12 protein-coding genes are annotated in these 15,563 nt (G+C 69.3%); 6 read left to right on the top strand and 6 right to left on the bottom strand.

All coding sequences use genetic code 11. The features are described from left to right. The first annotated feature begins 15 nt into the window (after window positions 1-15). The 3 genes from BW39_RS01295 to BW39_RS01285 all read left to right on the top strand — a co-directional run bounded on the left by BW39_RS01295 (window position 16) and on the right by BW39_RS01285 (window position 6,114). A complete protein-coding gene (locus tag BW39_RS01295) occupies window positions 16-1,290 on the top strand; it encodes an efflux RND transporter periplasmic adaptor subunit (protein ID WP_034396497.1) in 1,275 nt (424 codons plus the stop codon). Window positions 1,291-1,376: 86 nt separating this feature from the next. Then, a complete protein-coding gene (locus tag BW39_RS01290; protein ID WP_013801083.1) occupies window positions 1,377-4,628 on the top strand; it encodes an efflux RND transporter permease subunit in 3,252 nt (1,083 codons plus the stop codon). A 28-nt stretch (window positions 4,629-4,656) separates the two neighbouring features. Beyond that, a complete protein-coding gene (locus tag BW39_RS01285; protein ID WP_043819197.1) occupies window positions 4,657-6,114 on the top strand; it encodes an efflux transporter outer membrane subunit in 1,458 nt (485 codons plus the stop codon). 7 nt (window positions 6,115-6,121) lie between these two features. Here BW39_RS01285 and BW39_RS01280 read toward each other — a convergent pair whose 3' ends face one another. Continuing rightward, entirely contained in the window at window positions 6,122-7,141 is a 1,020-nt protein-coding gene (locus BW39_RS01280) for a LysR family transcriptional regulator (protein WP_043819295.1), read from the bottom strand. Window positions 7,142-7,255: 114 nt separating this feature from the next. Here BW39_RS01280 and BW39_RS01275 point away from each other — a divergent pair, with 114 nt between their 5' ends. Then, the gene (locus BW39_RS01275; RefSeq protein ID WP_043819196.1) at window positions 7,256-8,479 is read left to right on the top strand and encodes a M20 aminoacylase family protein; all 1,224 of its coding nucleotides are present in this window, start codon (window positions 7,256-7,258) and stop codon (window positions 8,477-8,479) included. Window positions 8,480-8,531: 52 nt separating this feature from the next. Beyond that, a complete protein-coding gene (locus BW39_RS01270; protein ID WP_043819194.1) occupies window positions 8,532-9,536 on the top strand; it encodes a Bug family tripartite tricarboxylate transporter substrate binding protein in 1,005 nt (334 codons plus the stop codon). Between the two features lie 70 nt (window positions 9,537-9,606). On the opposite strand, the gene mutL is transcribed toward BW39_RS01270, so the two are convergent. Both mutL and BW39_RS01260 read right to left on the bottom strand, forming a co-directional pair. After that, window positions 9,607-11,631 (bottom strand): DNA mismatch repair endonuclease MutL, encoded by a 2,025-nt coding sequence (gene mutL / locus BW39_RS01265; RefSeq protein ID WP_043819193.1) that lies wholly within the window; start codon window positions 11,629-11,631, stop codon window positions 9,607-9,609. Window positions 11,632-11,796: 165 nt separating this feature from the next. Then, complete coding sequence (locus tag BW39_RS01260) at window positions 11,797-12,087, bottom strand: glycine zipper 2TM domain-containing protein (RefSeq protein ID WP_013801089.1); 291 nt, start codon at window positions 12,085-12,087, stop codon at window positions 11,797-11,799. A 273-nt stretch (window positions 12,088-12,360) separates the two neighbouring features. On the opposite strand from BW39_RS01260, the gene BW39_RS01255 reads away from it, so the two are divergent. Continuing rightward, entirely contained in the window at window positions 12,361-13,011 is a 651-nt protein-coding gene (locus BW39_RS01255; protein ID WP_043782650.1) for a DedA family protein, read from the top strand. Between the two features lie 73 nt (window positions 13,012-13,084). Here BW39_RS01255 and BW39_RS01250 read toward each other — a convergent pair whose 3' ends face one another. The 3 genes from BW39_RS01250 to tsaE form a co-directional block, all read right to left on the bottom strand. Beyond that, on the bottom strand, window positions 13,085-13,309 hold the full coding sequence (locus BW39_RS01250) for a glycine zipper domain-containing protein (protein ID WP_012206927.1): 225 nt from the start codon (window positions 13,307-13,309) through the stop codon (window positions 13,085-13,087). 229 nt (window positions 13,310-13,538) lie between these two features. Beyond that, window positions 13,539-15,032, bottom strand: a complete 1,494-nt coding sequence (locus BW39_RS01245; RefSeq protein ID WP_043819191.1) for an N-acetylmuramoyl-L-alanine amidase — start codon at window positions 15,030-15,032, stop codon at window positions 13,539-13,541. Then, a complete protein-coding gene (gene tsaE / locus BW39_RS01240) occupies window positions 15,029-15,556 on the bottom strand; it encodes a tRNA (adenosine(37)-N6)-threonylcarbamoyltransferase complex ATPase subunit type 1 TsaE (RefSeq protein ID WP_034396474.1) in 528 nt (175 codons plus the stop codon). Before tsaE ends, BW39_RS01245 begins: the two co-directional genes overlap by 4 nt. Between the last annotated feature and the right edge of the window lie 7 nt (window positions 15,557-15,563).

The raw sequence follows: 15,563 nt of genomic DNA, 5'->3' as shown, positions 1-15,563 counted from the left end.
TCTCAAAAAAACACCATGTCCACCGAATCCACCTCATCCTCTTCCTCCGTCTCGGCCCAGCGCAAGGGCTGGAGGCTGCCTGCCGCCGCTGCGGCCATCCTCGCCGTCAGCGCCGGCCTGTTCGGCCTGCATGGCTTCGAGGCCAAGGCCGATGACGCGCCCGCCAGCGCCCAGCCCGCCGCCACGCCCGTGTCCGTGGCCACGGTCGCCGAAAGCGAGGTCACCGCCTGGGACGAGTTCTCGGGCCGCCTTGAAGCCGTGGAGCGCGTGGACATCCGCTCGCGCGTGGCTGGCGCCGTGCAGGCCGTGCACTTTCGCGAGGGCGCGCTGGTCAAGCAGGGCGATCTGCTGATCACCATCGATCCCGCACCGTATGCGGCCGAGGTCGAGCGTGCCGAAGCCCAGGTGGCCTCGGCCCAGGCGCGCCAGTCCTATGCGCGCAGCGAGCAGGAGCGCGCACGCCGCCTGTGGGACGAGCGGGCGATTGCCCAGCGCGAGCTGGACGAGCGCATCAACGCAGGCAGCGAGGCCGAGGCCAATCTGCGCGCGGCCCAGGCGTCCCTGCAATCGGCACGGCTGAACCTGGGCTACACCCAGGTGCGCGCCCCCGTGTCGGGCCGCATCGGCAAGCGCGAGATCACCGTAGGCAACCTGGTGGCCGCAGGCCCGGGCGCGCCGGTGCTGACCACGCTGGTCTCGGTCAGCCCCATCTATGCGAGCTTCGATGCCGATGAGCAGGTCATCACGCGCGCGCTCAAGGAGCTCGGCGGCGGCGCGGGCAACCGCGCCAAGATCGACAGCATTCCCGTGCAGATGGGCACGGCCACGGCGGGCAGCACGCCCTTCGAGGGCCGGCTGCAGCTGATCGACAACCAGGTCGATGCCCGAAGCGGCACGGTGCGCGTGCGCGCCGCCTTCGACAACAAGGACGGCGCCCTCATGCCCGGCCAGTTCGCCCGCATCCGCATGGGCCAGGCGCGCGACAGCAGCATGCTGCTGGTCAGCGAGCGCGCCATCGGCACGGACCAGAGCAAGAAGTATGTGATGGTGGTGGGCGGCGACAACAAGGCCGTCTACCGCGAGGTGGCCCTGGGCGCCTCGGTCAACGGCCTGCGCAACGTGACCCAGGGCCTGCAGCCCGGCGAGCGCGTGGTCGTCAACGGCCTGCAGCACATCCGCCCCGGCGCCCTGGTCGCGCCCAAGGAGGTGTCCATGGATGCGCGGGCCGATGCCCGCCAGCCGGGCACCCGGCAGGCAGCCGAACAAGTGGCTGACGCAACCAAGTCCTGATCTAGCCGCACACCTTTCCTGCCTCTGAAATGCCGCCTGACCGCAGGCGGCATGGGCCGCGCTTTGCCGTGGCGGAGCCAAACACCATGAACCTATCCAAATTCTTCATTGACCGGCCGATCTTCGCAGGCGTGCTTTCGCTGCTGATGCTGATCGCCGGCCTGATCGCCATGGGCGGGCTGCCGATCTCGGAATACCCCGAGGTCGCGCCGCCGTCCGTGGTGGTGCGCGCCCAGTACCCGGGCGCCAATCCCAAGGTGATCGCCGAGACCGTGGCCACGCCGCTGGAAGAGCAGATCAACGGCGTCGAAGGCATGCTCTACATGGGCAGCCAGGCCACCAGCGACGGCGTGATGACGCTGACCGTCACCTTCCGCCTGGGCACCGACCCCGACAAGGCGCAGCAGATGGTGCAAAACCGCGTCTCGCAGGCCGAGCCGCGCCTGCCGGAAGAGGTGCGCCGCCTGGGCATCACCACGGTCAAGAGCGCACCCGACCTGACCATGGTGGTGCACCTGGTTTCGCCCAACCAGCGCTATGACATCAACTACCTGCGCAACTACGCGGTGCTGAACGTGAAGGACCCGCTGGCGCGCATCGAGGGCGTGGGCCAGATCCAGATCTTCGGCGGTGGCGACTACGCCATGCGCGTGTGGCTGGACCCGCAGAAGGTGGCGCAGCGCGGCCTGTCGGCCAGCGATGTGGTGGCCGCCATCCGCGGCCAGAACGTGCAGGCTGCGGCCGGCGTGGTCGGCGCATCGCCGGGGCTGCCGGGCGTGGACATGCAACTGTCCATCAACGCCCAGGGCCGCCTGCAAAGCGAGGAGGACTTCGGCGACATCATCGTCAAGAGCGGCTCCGACGGCGCCGTGACCCGCCTGCGCGACATCGGCCGCCTGGAGATGGGCGCGGCCGACTATTCGCTGCGCTCGCTGCTGAACAACGACCCGGCCGTGGGCATGGGCGTGTTCCAGGCGCCGGGCTCCAATGCGCTGGAGATCTCGGCCAATGTGCGCAAGACCATGGAGGCCCTGAACAAGAACATGCCCGAGGGCCTGGAGTACCGCATCGCCTACGACCCCACGCAGTTCGTGCGCGCCTCCATCGAATCGGTGGTGCATACGCTGCTGGAGGCCATCGTGCTCGTGGTGCTGGTGGTGATCCTGTTCCTGCAGACCTGGCGTGCCTCCATCATCCCGCTGCTGGCCGTGCCGGTGTCGGTGATCGGCACCTTCGCCGTGCTGCATCTGCTGGGCTTTTCCATCAACGCGCTGAGCCTGTTCGGCCTGGTGCTGGCCATCGGCATCGTGGTGGATGACGCCATCGTCGTGGTCGAGAACGTGGAGCGCAACATCGAGGCGGGTCTCACGCCGCGCAACGCCACCTACCGTGCCATGCGCGAAGTGTCCGGGCCCATCATCGCCATCGCCCTGGTGCTGGTGGCGGTGTTCGTGCCGCTGGCCTTCATCAGCGGCCTCACGGGCCAGTTCTACAAGCAGTTTGCGGTGACCATCGCCATCTCCACGGTGATCTCGGCCATCAACTCGCTGACCCTGTCGCCCGCGCTGGCGGCCCTGCTGCTGCGCGGCCACGATGCGCCCAAGGACGCGCTGACGCGCGGCATGGACCGGGCCTTCGGCTGGCTGTTCCGCGGCTTCAACCGCATGTTCCACCGGGGCTCCGAGGCCTACAGCGGCGGCGTGGGCCGCGTGATCTCGCGCAAGGCGCTGATGCTGGCCATCTACCTGGCGCTGATCGCCGTGACCTTCGGCCTGTTCAAGGCCGTGCCTTCGGGCTTCGTGCCCGCGCAGGACAAGCAGTACCTGATCGGCTTTGCCCAGTTGCCCGACGGTGCCACGCTGGACCGCACGGACGAGGTGATCCGCCGCATGGGCGAGATCATGAAGGACAACCCCAACGTGGAGGACACCATCGCCTTCCCGGGCCTGTCCATCAACGGCTTCACCAACAGCTCCAACTCGGGCATCGTCTTCGCCACGCTCAAGCCCTTCGACGAGCGCAAGCGCGCCGACCAGAGCGGCGGCGCCGTGGCCGGCCAGCTCAACCAGGCCTTCGCAGGCATCCAGGACGCCTTCATCGTCATGTTCCCGCCGCCACCCGTGGCGGGCCTGGGCACGACGGGCGGCTTCAAGCTGCAGCTGGAAGACCGCGCCTCCCTGGGCTATGACCAGATGGACGCGGCCGTGAAGGCCTTCATGGCCAAGGCCTACCAGACGCCCGAGCTGACCGGCATGTTCACCAGCTGGCAGGTCAACGTGCCCCAGCTGTATGCCGACATCGACCGCACCAAGGCGCGCCAGCTCGGCGTGCCGGTGACGGACATCTTCGACACCATGCAGATCTACCTGGGCAGCCTGTATGCGAACGACTTCAACAAGTTCGGCCGCACCTACAGCGTCCGCGTGCAGGCCGACGCGCCCTACCGCGCGCGTGCCGAGGACGTGGGCATGCTCAAGGTGCGCTCCAGCTCGGGCGAGATGATTCCGCTGTCGGCGCTGATGAAGGTGGACTCCAGCTTCGGCCCCGAGCGCGCCATGCGCTACAACGGCTACCTCACGGCCGACATCAACGGCGGTGCCGCACCGGGCTTCTCTTCGGGCCAGGCGCAGGACGCCATCAAGCGCATCGCGGCCGAGACCCTGCCCAAGGGCATCGATTTCGAATGGACCGACCTGACCTACCAGGAAATCCTGGCCGGCAATTCGGCGGTGATCGTGTTCCCGCTGGCCCTGCTGCTGGTCTTCCTGGTGCTGGCCGCGCAGTACGAGAGCCTGACCCTGCCGATTGCCATCATCCTGATCGTTCCCATGGGCCTGCTGGCGGCCATGACCGGCGTCTGGCTGTCGGGCGGGGACAGCAATGTCTTCACGCAGATCGGGCTCATCGTGCTGGTGGGGCTGAGTGCGAAGAACGCCATCCTGATCGTGGAGTTCGCGCGGGAGCTGGAGTTCGAGGGCCGCACGCCCATACAGGCCGCCATCGAGGCCAGCCGGCTGCGCCTGCGCCCCATCCTGATGACCTCGCTGGCCTTCGTCATGGGCGTGCTGCCCCTGGTGCTGTCCACGGGCGCGGGCTCGGAAATGCGCCGTGCCATGGGCGTGGCCGTGTTCTCGGGAATGATCGGGGTGACGGCCTTCGGCCTGTTCCTGACGCCCGTGTTCTACGTGCTGATGCGCCGCCTGGCAGGCAACCGGCCGCTCAAGCAGCATGGGCCCGAGATGGAGGAAGAGGCCCCTGCACATGCACCCGCCCACGGCCATGCCTCGGGTGGCGGCGCGCTGCCCATGCCCTCTGCTGCGCGTGGCGAGCATGAATGAGCCCACACCACAAGAACAGGAACCGATCATGAAGATCCCATCGCTTTCGAAACTGTCCAGGCGTCTGCTGCCCCTGGTGGCGGCGCTGGCCCTGGCCGGCTGCGCCAGTGTGTCCCAGAGCCTGCCAGAGCTGCCGGCCGCCCCTGCCTTCAAGGAGCAGGGCGCCGCGCCGCAGGCGGGCTGGACCCAGGCCCTGCCCGCCGAAGCCCAGGCACGCGGCCAATGGTGGCTGGCCTTTGCCGACCCGGCGCTGGACGCGCTGGTGGACAAGGCCACGCTGGACAACCAGGGCATCCAGGCCGCGGCCGCACGCCTGGCCGAGGCCCGCGCCCTGGCGCGCAGCGCCAATGCCGAGCGCATGCCCCAACTGGGCCTGGGCGCAGGGGCCACGCGCGGCGCGGGGCTGGACAAGGCCTCGGGCACGCGGCCTGCCACCCTGGTCAATGCGGGACTGAACCTGTCCTATGAGGTCGATCTGTTCGGCCGCATTTCCCAGGCGGCCGACGCATCGCGGCTGGACGCCGAGGGCCGCGAGGCCCTGCTGCAAAGCACGCGGCTGGCCGTGCAGGCCGAGGTGGCGCAGACCTATCTGCAGCTGCGCGCGCTGGACGCCGAGCGCGCCCTGATGCGCGAGACCGTGGAGGCCTACCGCGACACGCTGCGCCTGTCGGAGCGAAGGCTGCAGGCCGGCGACATTGCCGAGCTGGACGTGGCGCGCATCCAGGCCGAGCTGTCGGCCACCGAATCGGATGCGCTGGCGCTGGACCGTCAGCGCGCCCAGGTCGAGCATGCGCTGGCCGTGCTGGTGGGTGACTCGGCCTCGCGCTTCGGCCTGGGCGAAGGCGCCTGGACCACGGCGCTGCCCTCCATCCCAGCCGGCGTGCCGGCCACGGTGCTCATGCGCCGGCCCGACATCTCGGCTGCCCAGCGCGCCGTGTTCGCCGCCCAGTCGCGCGTGGGCGTGGCGAAGACGGCATGGTTCCCCAGCATCTCGCTGACCGGCGCGGCCGGCCATGCCTCGCCCGAGGTTGGTGACCTGTTCAAGTGGTCCATGCGCTCCTGGGGCGTGGGCGCCCTGCTGTCGCTGCCGCTGTTCGACGGCGGCCGGCGCGAGGCCGGCGTGCAGGCCGCAGGCGCGCAGCTCGATGCCGCGCTGGCCGCCTACCGCCAGCAGGCGCTGGTGGCCTTCCAGGAGGTGGAGGACCAGCTGTCGTCCATCCGCATCCTGCAAGAGCAGTCCACCGTGCAGGGCCAGGCCGTGGTGGCCGCCAAGCGTGCCACCAGCCTTTCGGACACGCGCTACCGCAATGGCTATGTCAGCCAGCTGGACCTGCTGGATGCGCGCCGCAGCGAACTGCGCAACCGCCGCCAGGCGCTGCAGGTGAAGTCCGCGCAGTACCAGGCAGCTGTGGGCCTGATCCGCGCGCTGGGCGGGGGCTGGGATGTGCCGGCTGACGTGCCGGTGGCCCAGGCTGCGCTGCGCTGAGGCTCCCTCAGGCCAGTACGTCAATGGAGCGGAACACGCGCTGCAGCACCGGGTCCGGGCTGTGGCGGCAGGCGTGGACCTGCTCCATGAGGTGGTGCACGAAGCGCTCGGCCACCCAGGGCAGGGGGCCGTGGCCGCGCTGGACCACGCCCACCGTGTGGGGCTCGAACTGTTCGCGCAGGGACAGCGGCACCAGGGTGCCCTGGGGCACGCCCGATTCGATCAGCGGCCAGGGGCAGAACGAGAGCATGTCGCTGTGCGCGATCAGGTGCAGCAGCAGCGATGCCGAATGCACCAGGTGGATGTGGCCCACGGGCACGGGCAGGCCATGGCGCAGGAACAGGCGCCGCACCAGGTCATCCTCTTCGGGCGGGGTGTAGTTGAGCAGCCAGTCGCAGTCCATCAGCTCGGCCAGCGAGCGCGCGCCTGCCAGCGGATGGCCGGTGCGGGCCACGACGGTGGCGTCATAGCGGAACAGCGGCGTGCCATGCAGGTCGCCGCCCGAGGGGCCCGAGGGCACGCGGCCGATCAGCAGGTCCAGCGTGCCTTCGCGCAGGCGCGGATGGGCCACGGCCGACAGGCCCTCGAACAGCTCCAGCCGCACCTGGGGCAGTTCGGCGCGGAAGGCGCGCAGCACATGGGGCAGCAGGCTCTGGCCCACCCAGGGCGTCACGCCCACGCACAGGCGCGCCACGGCGCAGGTGTCGCGCAGGCGGGCCATTTCATCCTCGGCCTGGGCCATCTGCCCGGTGATCAGCTGGGCGTGGCGCAGCAGCGTGCGCCCGGCCGGCGTGAGGACGATGCCGCTGCTCTGGCGCTCGAACAGCGCAAGGCGGTGGCCTTCCTCCAACTCGCGCAGGGCCTGGGTGATGGCCGACTGCGTGATGCCCAGCGCGCGTGACGCGGCGCGCACGCTGCCACAGCCGGCCACGGCGACGAGGTAGCGCATCTGGTGCAGCTTCATGGCGGGACCGACATCGGGGTGGGGCTGAGAATTCATGGGCCGATCTTGCAGGTTTCGTGCCATGTGTGCCATGCCCGTGATTGGCGCGTGCAGGTGTTCAGGGGATGACAGGCAATGCCTGGCAGGGCAGGCGCTGGCGGTCTTCCACCCGCTGCCCACGCTTCCTAGACTGCGGGCATGAACATTGACCCGTCCGTTTCCACCATGGCCGAAGCCGCCGATCCGGTGCTTGCCGGCATTCGTGCCACGCAGGCCGAGATGGTGGCCCTGCGCCATCACCTGCATGCCCATCCCGAGTTGGCCTTCGAGGAGTTCGCCACCAGCGACTTGGTGGCCGAGCGCCTGGCCTCCTGGGGCTACGAAGTGCACCGGGGCCTGGGAGGCACGGGCGTGGTCGGCACGCTGCGGGTCGGGGCAGGCACGCGCCGGCTGGGCCTGCGTGCCGACATGGACGCGCTGCCCATCCACGAGCAGACCGGCCTGCCCTATGCCAGCCGCCACGCGGGCCGCATGCATGCCTGCGGGCATGACGGCCATACCGCCATCCTGCTGGCCGCCGCGCGCGAGCTGGCCCAGGCGCGCGGCTTCGACGGCACGCTGCACCTGATCTTCCAGCCGGCCGAGGAGGGCCTGGGCGGGGGGCGCAAGATGGTGGAGGACGGCCTGTTCGATCTGTTCCCCTGCGATGCCATCTTTGCGCTGCACAACATGCCGGGCTTTGCCGAGGGGCAGTTCGGCTTTCGCGAGGGCTCGTTCATGGCCTCGTCGGACACGGTGATCATCACCGTGCGCGGCAAGGGCGGCCATGGCTCGGCCCCCCATCTGTCGGCCGACCCGGTGGTGGCGGCGGCCCACCTGGTGCTGGCGCTGCAGACCGTGGTCTCGCGCAATGTCGATCCGCGCGACATGGCCGTGGTCAGCGTGGGCGCCATCCATGGCGGCGATGCACCGAATGTCATCCCCGGCGAGGTGGAGCTGCGCCTGTCCGTGCGCGCCTACCGGCCCGAGGTGCGTGCCCTGCTGCGCGAACGCATCACCGCGCTGGCCCATGCCCAGGCCGCCACGCTGGGGGCCGAGGCCGTGGTGGACTACCGCTGGCGCTATCCGGCCCTGGTCAACGACGCGGCCAGCACGGTCTTCGCCCGCGAGGTGGCGCGCGACTGGCTGGGCGAGCAGGCGCTGATCCCCGACCTGCAGCCGCTGACGGGCAGCGAGGACTTCTCCTTCATGCTCGAACAATGCCCTGGCAGCTATCTGATCGTGGGCAACGGCGTGGGCGACACGCATGGCACGGGCGGCTGCATGGTCCACAACCCCGGCTACGACTTCAACGACCGCATCCTGCCGCTGGCCGCCACCTACTGGGTGAAGCTGGCCCGGCGCTTTCTGTCCGCCGCCTGAGGCGCCGCGCCCGCACCGGATTCCTTTCACGACTTCACCTGCGATTGCCACCATGCGCACTGCATTTCCTCTCTCCTCCGAGGCCCGCCAGGTCCTGAGCCGCCGCAGCCTTCTGGGCGCCGCTGCGCTGGGGCTGGCCCTGCCGGCTGCTGCACAGGTCGGCTTTCCTGCCAAGCCCTTGAAGCTGGTCGTCGGATACCCAGCCGGTGGTTCGGTGGACCTGGTCGCCCGCGTGGTGGGCGATGCGCTGGCCGCGCGGCTGCGCGGCACGGTGGTGGTGGACAACGTGGGCGGGGCGGCGGGTGCCATTGCGGCCCAGCGCGTGGCCTCGGCACCGGCCGATGGCTACACGCTGCTGGTGGGGGCCAGCAACGAGCTGGTGGCCACGCGCATCGTCAACCCCGCGCAGCGCTACGACGGCCGCCGCGATTTCACGCCGCTGGGCCTGGTGGCCACCGGCCCGCTGATCCTGGCCGCACGCCCGGGCCTGGGCGTGAAGAGCATGGCCGAGCTGGTGGAGCTGGCGCGCCGCCAGCCCGGCAAGCTCAGCTACGGCAGCTCGGGCGTGGGGTCGACCCTGCATTTCGCGGGAGAGCTGTTCAAGCAGCGCGCGGGTGTTTCCATCACCCATGTGCCCTACCGCGGCGTGGCGCCGTTGACCAGCGACCTGGCGGGCGGCAGCCTGGACCTGGCCATGCTCTCGCCCACGGCGGCGCAACCGTTTTTGCAGAGCGGGCGCATCGTGCCGCTGGCGGTCACCAGCGCGCAGCGCCTGTCCGCCTTGCCCCAGGTTCCAGCCATGGCCGAACTGGCGCCGCTGCGCGGTTATGAATTGGTGGGCTGGTTTGCGCTGATGGCGCCGCGCGGGCTGCCCGCCGCCACCGCGCAGCGCATCACGGCGGCCCTGCAGGAGGCGCTGGCCGAGCCCGCCGTGCGCAAGCGCCTGGAAGATGCCGGCATGGTGCCGGCCACGGGCCGCGAGGACCTGGCGCGCCTGATCGCCGAGGAAGACCGCAAGTACGAGCAGCTCGCGGCCTTCGCGAACATGCGCGACTGACGGCGTTGACGGCGTTGACGGCGTTGACGGTGTAGACGGTGCTGACGGCGCTGGCGGCAGCCGCGCAGGTTCAGCGACCGCGCAGGAACAGCGCGTCCAATTCCTTCATGCTCATCTGCCGCCAGGTGGGGCGGCCGTGGTTGCATTGGTCGGAGCGCTCGGTGACTTCCATCTGGCGCAGCAGGGCGTTCATCTCGTCCAGCGTCAGGCGGCGGTTGGCGCGCACGGCGCCGTGGCAGGCCATGGTGGCCAGGATCTCATTGCGCGCGCGCTGCACCACGGTGCTGGCGTCGTGCTGGGCCAGCTCGGCCAGCACGCTGCGCGCCAGCTCCACGGCATCGCCCTGGGCCAGGGTGGCGGGCACGGCACGCACGGCCAGCGTCTTGGGCGAGAAGGGGGAAACCTCCATGCCCAGGGCCTGCAGCGTGTCGCCATGGGCCTCGGCCGTGGCCACTTCCTCGGGCGTGGCGGCGAAGGTGGCGGGAATCAGCAGCGGCTGGCTGGGGATCTGCTCTGCCGCGTTGACGGCATTCTTGAGCTGCTCGTAGACGATGCGCTCGTGCGCCGCATGCATGTCCACCACGACCATGCCCTGGGCGTTCTCGGCCAGGATGTAGACGCCGTGGATCTGGGCGACGGCGCGGCCCAGGGGCCAGATGGTTTCCTCGGCAGCGGCAGGGGTGTCCGCTGCCGGGGGCGTGAAGTTCGCAGGTGAAGGCTCGGTGACGGTGACTGGCTGGGGCTGTGCAGCGGGTGCATAGCTGGCGGGCACATCGCCGGCAGGCCATTGCACGCCGGGCCTGTCCACCGGGTCTTCGGCAGCACCGGCAGTCTGCATGGCCGTCTGTGCGGGAAGCGCCACGGGGGCCGGCGCGGCTTCGCGCATGGGTGCCCACAGGCCCGCCATGTTGCTGACCTTGTGGCCGCCCTGTTCATCGCCAAAGCTCATGCGCGCCTGGGGCCAGGCGGGAGCCGCCACCTTGGGCGCGGTGGCCGGTGCGGCAGGGGCCAGCTCCGGGGTGCGGGCGGCTTCCTCGGCGGCAGCGGCTGCGGCGGCGGCCGCGCGCGGGGCGGCCAGCGCGTTCTCTATGGCGTGGCGCACGGCCTGGTGCACCTCGCGGCTGTCGCGAAAGCGCACCTCGATCTTGGTGGGGTGCACGTTCACGTCCACGCGCGCAGGGTCGATCTCCACATACAGCGCATAGACGGGCTGCTTGTGGCCGTGCAGCACATCCTCGTAGGCGCTGCGCGAGGCGTGGGTCAGCACCTTGTCGCGCACGAAGCGGCCATTGACGTAGCAGAACTGGTGGTCGGGCCGGGAGCGCGCCGCATCGGGAACACCGGCGCGGCCCGTGACGTGGACGGCGCCCGACCAGTGCTCCACCGTCACGGAGTTCTGCACGAAGGCGTCGCCCAGCACATCGCCCAGGCGGCGCGCAAGGGCTTCGTCCGACATGCTGCCGGCGGCACGCCACTGCTCGACCAGCTTGCCTTCGTGCCAGATGGCAAAGCCCACGTCGGGCCGGGCCAGCGCATGGCGGCGCACGGACTCGATGCAGTGGGCCAGTTCCGTGGCATCGCTCTTGAGGAATTTGCGGCGGGCCGGCGTGGAGAAGAACAGCTCCTTGACCTCGACCGTCGTGCCCTGGTTGCGGGCGGCGGGGCGCAGCTCGCCGCTGCGCGCATCGAGCAGATAGGCCGAGTCCTGGCCCGCAGGGCGCGAGAGGATGGATGCCTCGGACACCGAGCAGATGGCCGCCAGCGCCTCGCCGCGAAAGCCCATGGTGGCCACGGTCTCCAGGTCGTGCAGATCGGTGATCTTGCTGGTGGCATGGCGGCGCAATGCCACGGGCAGCTCATCGCGCGGGATGCCGCCGCCGTCGTCCTCCACCGAGATCAGCCGCACGCCGCCGGCCAGCAGCCGCACGTTGATCTGGCGGGCGCCCGCATCCAGTGCGTTGTCCACGAGTTCGCGCACCACCGAGGCAGGGCGCTCGACGACTTCGCCGGCCGCGATCTGGCTGATCAGCTCGTCGGGCAGGTCGCGGATGGGGCGGCGGGGGAGGGTGTCGGAGGAGGGGATGGATGCGTTCACGCGGCAATTCTAGGGGCTCGCATCCACCGCTTGCGGGCTGTGGGAATGGGGGTGTGCGGCGCCGGCACCCTCAAAAAAAAAGGAGCCGCGAAAGCGGCTCCAAGAGGCGTCCCCGGCAACAAAGGCCGGAGCCGGGGGCACTCTTTGAATGAGGGGGCTGCAGGGTCAGCGGCGGCGGCCTGCGCGGTCGCTGTTGCTGCCCATCTGGTTGCCGACCAGCGCACCGGCCGCGGCGCCGCCCACGGTGCCCAGCGTGGTGCCGAACAGCGCGCTGCCCAGCACGCCACCGGCCACGGCACCCACGCCCGTGCCCAGTTGCGCATTGTTGGGACGGTGGGCGCAGCCGCCCATCGCGAGCGCGCCGGTCAGCAGGGCGGCGATGGCCAGGGTGCGGCCCATCGTGGAGCCGGACTGGCGTTCGGACTTGTGCGCGAAAGTGCGAAGGGTCTTGTTCATGGCTTGCTTCCTTGTGTCTTGGCGATGGTGGTGAGGCCGGGCCGGCATTGCCGACGGCATGGAAGCACTTTGCCTGCAAAAAGCTGACGCACTCATGAGTTTTTCGTAGAGTTTTATCAAGTTGTGTAACAAAACAAGCTTGATTTCAAGCATTTGTAGATTCCTGCAAGCGCCGGTGTGTGCGATGGCGTGACCGGCTCCGGCTCGGCCGTGGGGGCATGTCGGCGAAGTACAGTACGGGCCGGTGCGGCGCCCGCCGCGGAGGACTCTCTTTTGGAAATCATTCAGTTCCTGATCGACTTCATCCTGCACATCGACAAGCATCTGGAGGCCTTTGTCGTGGCCTATGGACCCTGGGTGTATGCGCTGCTGTTTCTCATCGTCTTCGTGGAGACGGGCGTGGTGGTCATGCCCTTTCTGCCTGGCGACTCGCTGCTGTTCATCGTCGGCGCGCTGTGCGGCGTGGGCCTCATGGACTATTCGATCGCCTGCACCGTGCTGCTGGTGGCGGCCGTGCTGGGCGACCAATGCAACTACACCATCGGCCGCTACATAGGGCCCAAGGTGTTCCAGTGGGAGGACTCGCGCTGGTTCAACCGCCGCGCCTTCGACCAGGCCCACGCGTTCTACGAGCGCTATGGCGGCATCACCATCGTGCTGGCCCGCTTCATGCCGTTCATCCGCACCTTTGCGCCCTTCGTGGCCGGGGTGGCCGCGATGAACCGGGGCAAGTTCACTGCCTTCAATGTGGGCGGGGCGATTGTCTGGGTGTTCGGCATCAGCGCAGCCGGCTATTTCTTCGGCAACCTGCCCTGGGTGCGCGAGAACCTGGAGAAGATCATCTGGGGCCTGATCCTGGTGCCGGGCCTGATCGCGATCTTTGGCGCCTGGCGCGCGGGGCGCGCGCCCAAGACGGCCGCCTGAGCTTTCAGCGCATAGAAAAAAACCCTTGCACCTTCATGGCGCAAGGGGTTTTTTCGTGGAGCGGGAGTGGGGATCAGCGGCGATCGTTGCGCTTGCCCACCTCGTTACCGATCAGTGCACCGGCGGCTGCACCGCCCACGGTGCCCAGCGTGCTGCCGAACAGGGCATCCCCCACGACACCACCGGCCACGGCGCCTACGCCGGTACCGATCTGTGCACTGCTGGGATTGGTGGAACAGCCGGCAGAGAACAGGGCAATGGCTGCTGCGGCGGCAATGGAATAAAGGCGTGTCTTCATGTTCATCTCCTGTGATGGCCTGCCTTGTCGCCGTGAGTGGCGTGTGGCGCAAGCACTGTGTGGAACATGTTTGCATGCTCTCATTCAGGGCTTGCGGCAGCGGTAGGAGATCTGCCCGAGCTGCCGCCGGGCGGCTCGGAAGTGTCGCGTCTTTGCCGTCCGACAGCGGCTGCGGGCGGCATCGCCCGTGCCCTTCGCCCGTGCCCTGCGCCCATGCCTTTTGGCTCTGTCAGACGGAGCGGCTGCGTGCCAGCGGCGGGTTGTGCGCGAAGTAGTTGCGGATGCCGCGCATCAGCGCGTCGGCCAGTTGCACCTGGTAGGCGCTGCTGCGCAGCCGGGCCTCTTCCTCGGGGTTGCTGATGAAGGCGGTTTCCACCAGCACGCTGGGAATGTCGGGTGCCTTGAGCACGGCAAACCCGGCCTGCTCCACGCGCGGCTTGTGCAGCTTGGCCATGTTGCCGATCTCGCCCAGCAGGGCCCCGCCGAGCTTGAGGCTGTCCTTGATCTGCGCCGTGGTGCTCATGTCCAGCAGCATGCGCTGCACATGCTGGTCCTGCGAGCCCATGTTCAGGCCACCGACGATGTCGGACTGGTTTTCCTTGTTGGCCAGCCAGCGCGCGGCCGTGCTGGAGGCGCCCTTGTCGCTGAGCGCAAAGACGCTGGCACCACGCGCGGCCGGCGTGGTGAAGGCGTCGGCGTGGATGCTGATGAACAGGTCGGCCTGCACGCGCCGGGCCTTTTCCACGCGCGTGGCCAGGGGCACGAAGAAGTCGGCATCGCGCGTCATGAAGGCGCGCATGGGGCTGCCGCCGATGCGGGTGTCGTTGATGCGGTCGCGCAGCAGGTGGGCGATCTTGAGCACCACGTCCTTTTCACGCGTGCCGCTGGGGCCGGTGGCGCCGGGGTCCTCGCCGCCGTGGCCGGGGTCCAGCGCCACGATGATGATGCGGTCGGTCTGGCGCGAGGTGGCGATATTGGGCGCGGCAATGGGGGCAGGGGCCGGAACGGGCGCAGGCGCGGGAGGGCGAGGCGCCGGGGCCGGAGCCGCAGGGGAAGGTGCCTGTGCCACCACGGCGGGCGGTGCAGGCGTCTTGCCGCCGGAGCCGCTGCTGTGCTGGGCGATCAGGTCGCCCAACGGGTCGGGGGCTGGCGCCGTGGAGCCTGAGGGCCGGGGCAGCGGTGGTGGAGGCGGCGGCGGTGCCGATGCGACAGCGGTATCGTCGCCGGAGGCATCGCGCAGGCGCTCGCTGATCAGCGCCTCCAGCGGGTCCACGGCCTTGGCGGGGTACAGATCGAACACCAGCCTGTGCTTGTAGGCCGCCACGGGCTGCAGCGTGAAGACCTGGGGCTTGGCGGGCTGCTTGAGGTCGATGACCAGGCGCACCACGCTGGGCGAGTTCTGGCCCACGCGGATGGAGGCGATGTTGGGATCGTCGGAGCGGACCTTGGCCACCAGTTCACGCAGCGCGGGATTGAGGTCGATGCCCTCGATGTCCACGGCCAGCCGCGGGGGCTGGTCCACGAAGAACTGCTTGGCAGCCAGCGGCCGGTCGGACTCAATGGTCACGCGCGTGTATTCGGGCGCGGGCCAGACACGCACGGCCACGATGGTGGCGCCGTGCGCGATGTGCTGGCGGCCCAGCAGCAGCACGATGGAGCCCGCCTGCAAAAGATTGCGGCGCGACAGGCCGGACGGATAGGAGGAGGAGTTGGCGTCGCTCATGCCTTGAGTGCTTGGATCACGGCGCGTCCGACGGGCGTGCCGGCGAGCAAGGTCACCTGGCGCTGCGTCTCGTCGATTGCTTCGATATGAATAGCTATATCTGCCGCAGGCGTAAGCGCTGCGGCCTTTTCGGGCCATTCTGCCAGCTTGAGACCGGGGCTGGCGAAAATATCGCGAAATCCTGCATCCTCCCACTCGCGCGGGTCATCGAAGCGGTAGAAATCGAAGTGCCAGATGGCCAGGTCCGGCGCCTCATGCGGCTCCACCACGGCATAGGTGGGGCTTTTGATGCGGCCCTGCACGCCCAGTGCGCGCAGCCAGTGCCGCACCAGCGTGGTCTTGCCTGCGCCCAGGTCGCCGTGCAGCGTGACGTAGGCGTTGCGCAGCGCGGGATGGTCCGCGAGCTGCTGCGCAAACCGCTGCGTGTCTTCCTCGCTGCCCCATATCCAGCGACGGCCCGCAGTTTCCGCATCCTGCGGCTGGGCGCTTTCTACAATCGAGGGAGTATGTTGTGCAGCAGTCAATTGGTTC

Source organism: Delftia sp. RIT313 (assembly GCF_000632165.1).
Taxonomy (GTDB): domain Bacteria; phylum Pseudomonadota; class Gammaproteobacteria; order Burkholderiales; family Burkholderiaceae_C; genus Comamonas; species Comamonas acidovorans.
The sequence above is the reverse complement of the archived record's forward strand: the minus strand, read 5'-3'. Positions and strand labels throughout refer to the sequence as shown.

Excerpts from the sequence above, each read along its gene's own strand:
- BW39_RS01295 (WP_034396497.1), top strand. The coding sequence starts at position 16 with ATGTCCACCGAATCCACCTCATCCTCTTCCTCCGTCTCGGCCCAGCGC.
- BW39_RS01290 (WP_013801083.1), top strand. The coding sequence starts at position 1,377 with ATGAACCTATCCAAATTCTTCATTGACCGGCCGATCTTCGCAGGCGTG.
- BW39_RS01285 (WP_043819197.1), top strand. The coding sequence starts at position 4,657 with ATGAAGATCCCATCGCTTTCGAAACTGTCCAGGCGTCTGCTGCCCCTG.
- BW39_RS01280 (WP_043819295.1), bottom strand. The coding sequence starts at position 7,141 with ATGGCACGAAACCTGCAAGATCGGCCCATGAATTCTCAGCCCCACCCC.
- BW39_RS01275 (WP_043819196.1), top strand. The coding sequence starts at position 7,256 with ATGAACATTGACCCGTCCGTTTCCACCATGGCCGAAGCCGCCGATCCG.
- BW39_RS01270 (WP_043819194.1), top strand. The coding sequence starts at position 8,532 with ATGCGCACTGCATTTCCTCTCTCCTCCGAGGCCCGCCAGGTCCTGAGC.
- BW39_RS01260 (WP_013801089.1), bottom strand. The coding sequence starts at position 12,087 with ATGAACAAGACCCTTCGCACTTTCGCGCACAAGTCCGAACGCCAGTCC.
- BW39_RS01250 (WP_012206927.1), bottom strand. The coding sequence starts at position 13,309 with ATGAAGACACGCCTTTATTCCATTGCCGCCGCAGCAGCCATTGCCCTG.
- BW39_RS01245 (WP_043819191.1), bottom strand. The coding sequence starts at position 15,032 with ATGAGCGACGCCAACTCCTCCTCCTATCCGTCCGGCCTGTCGCGCCGC.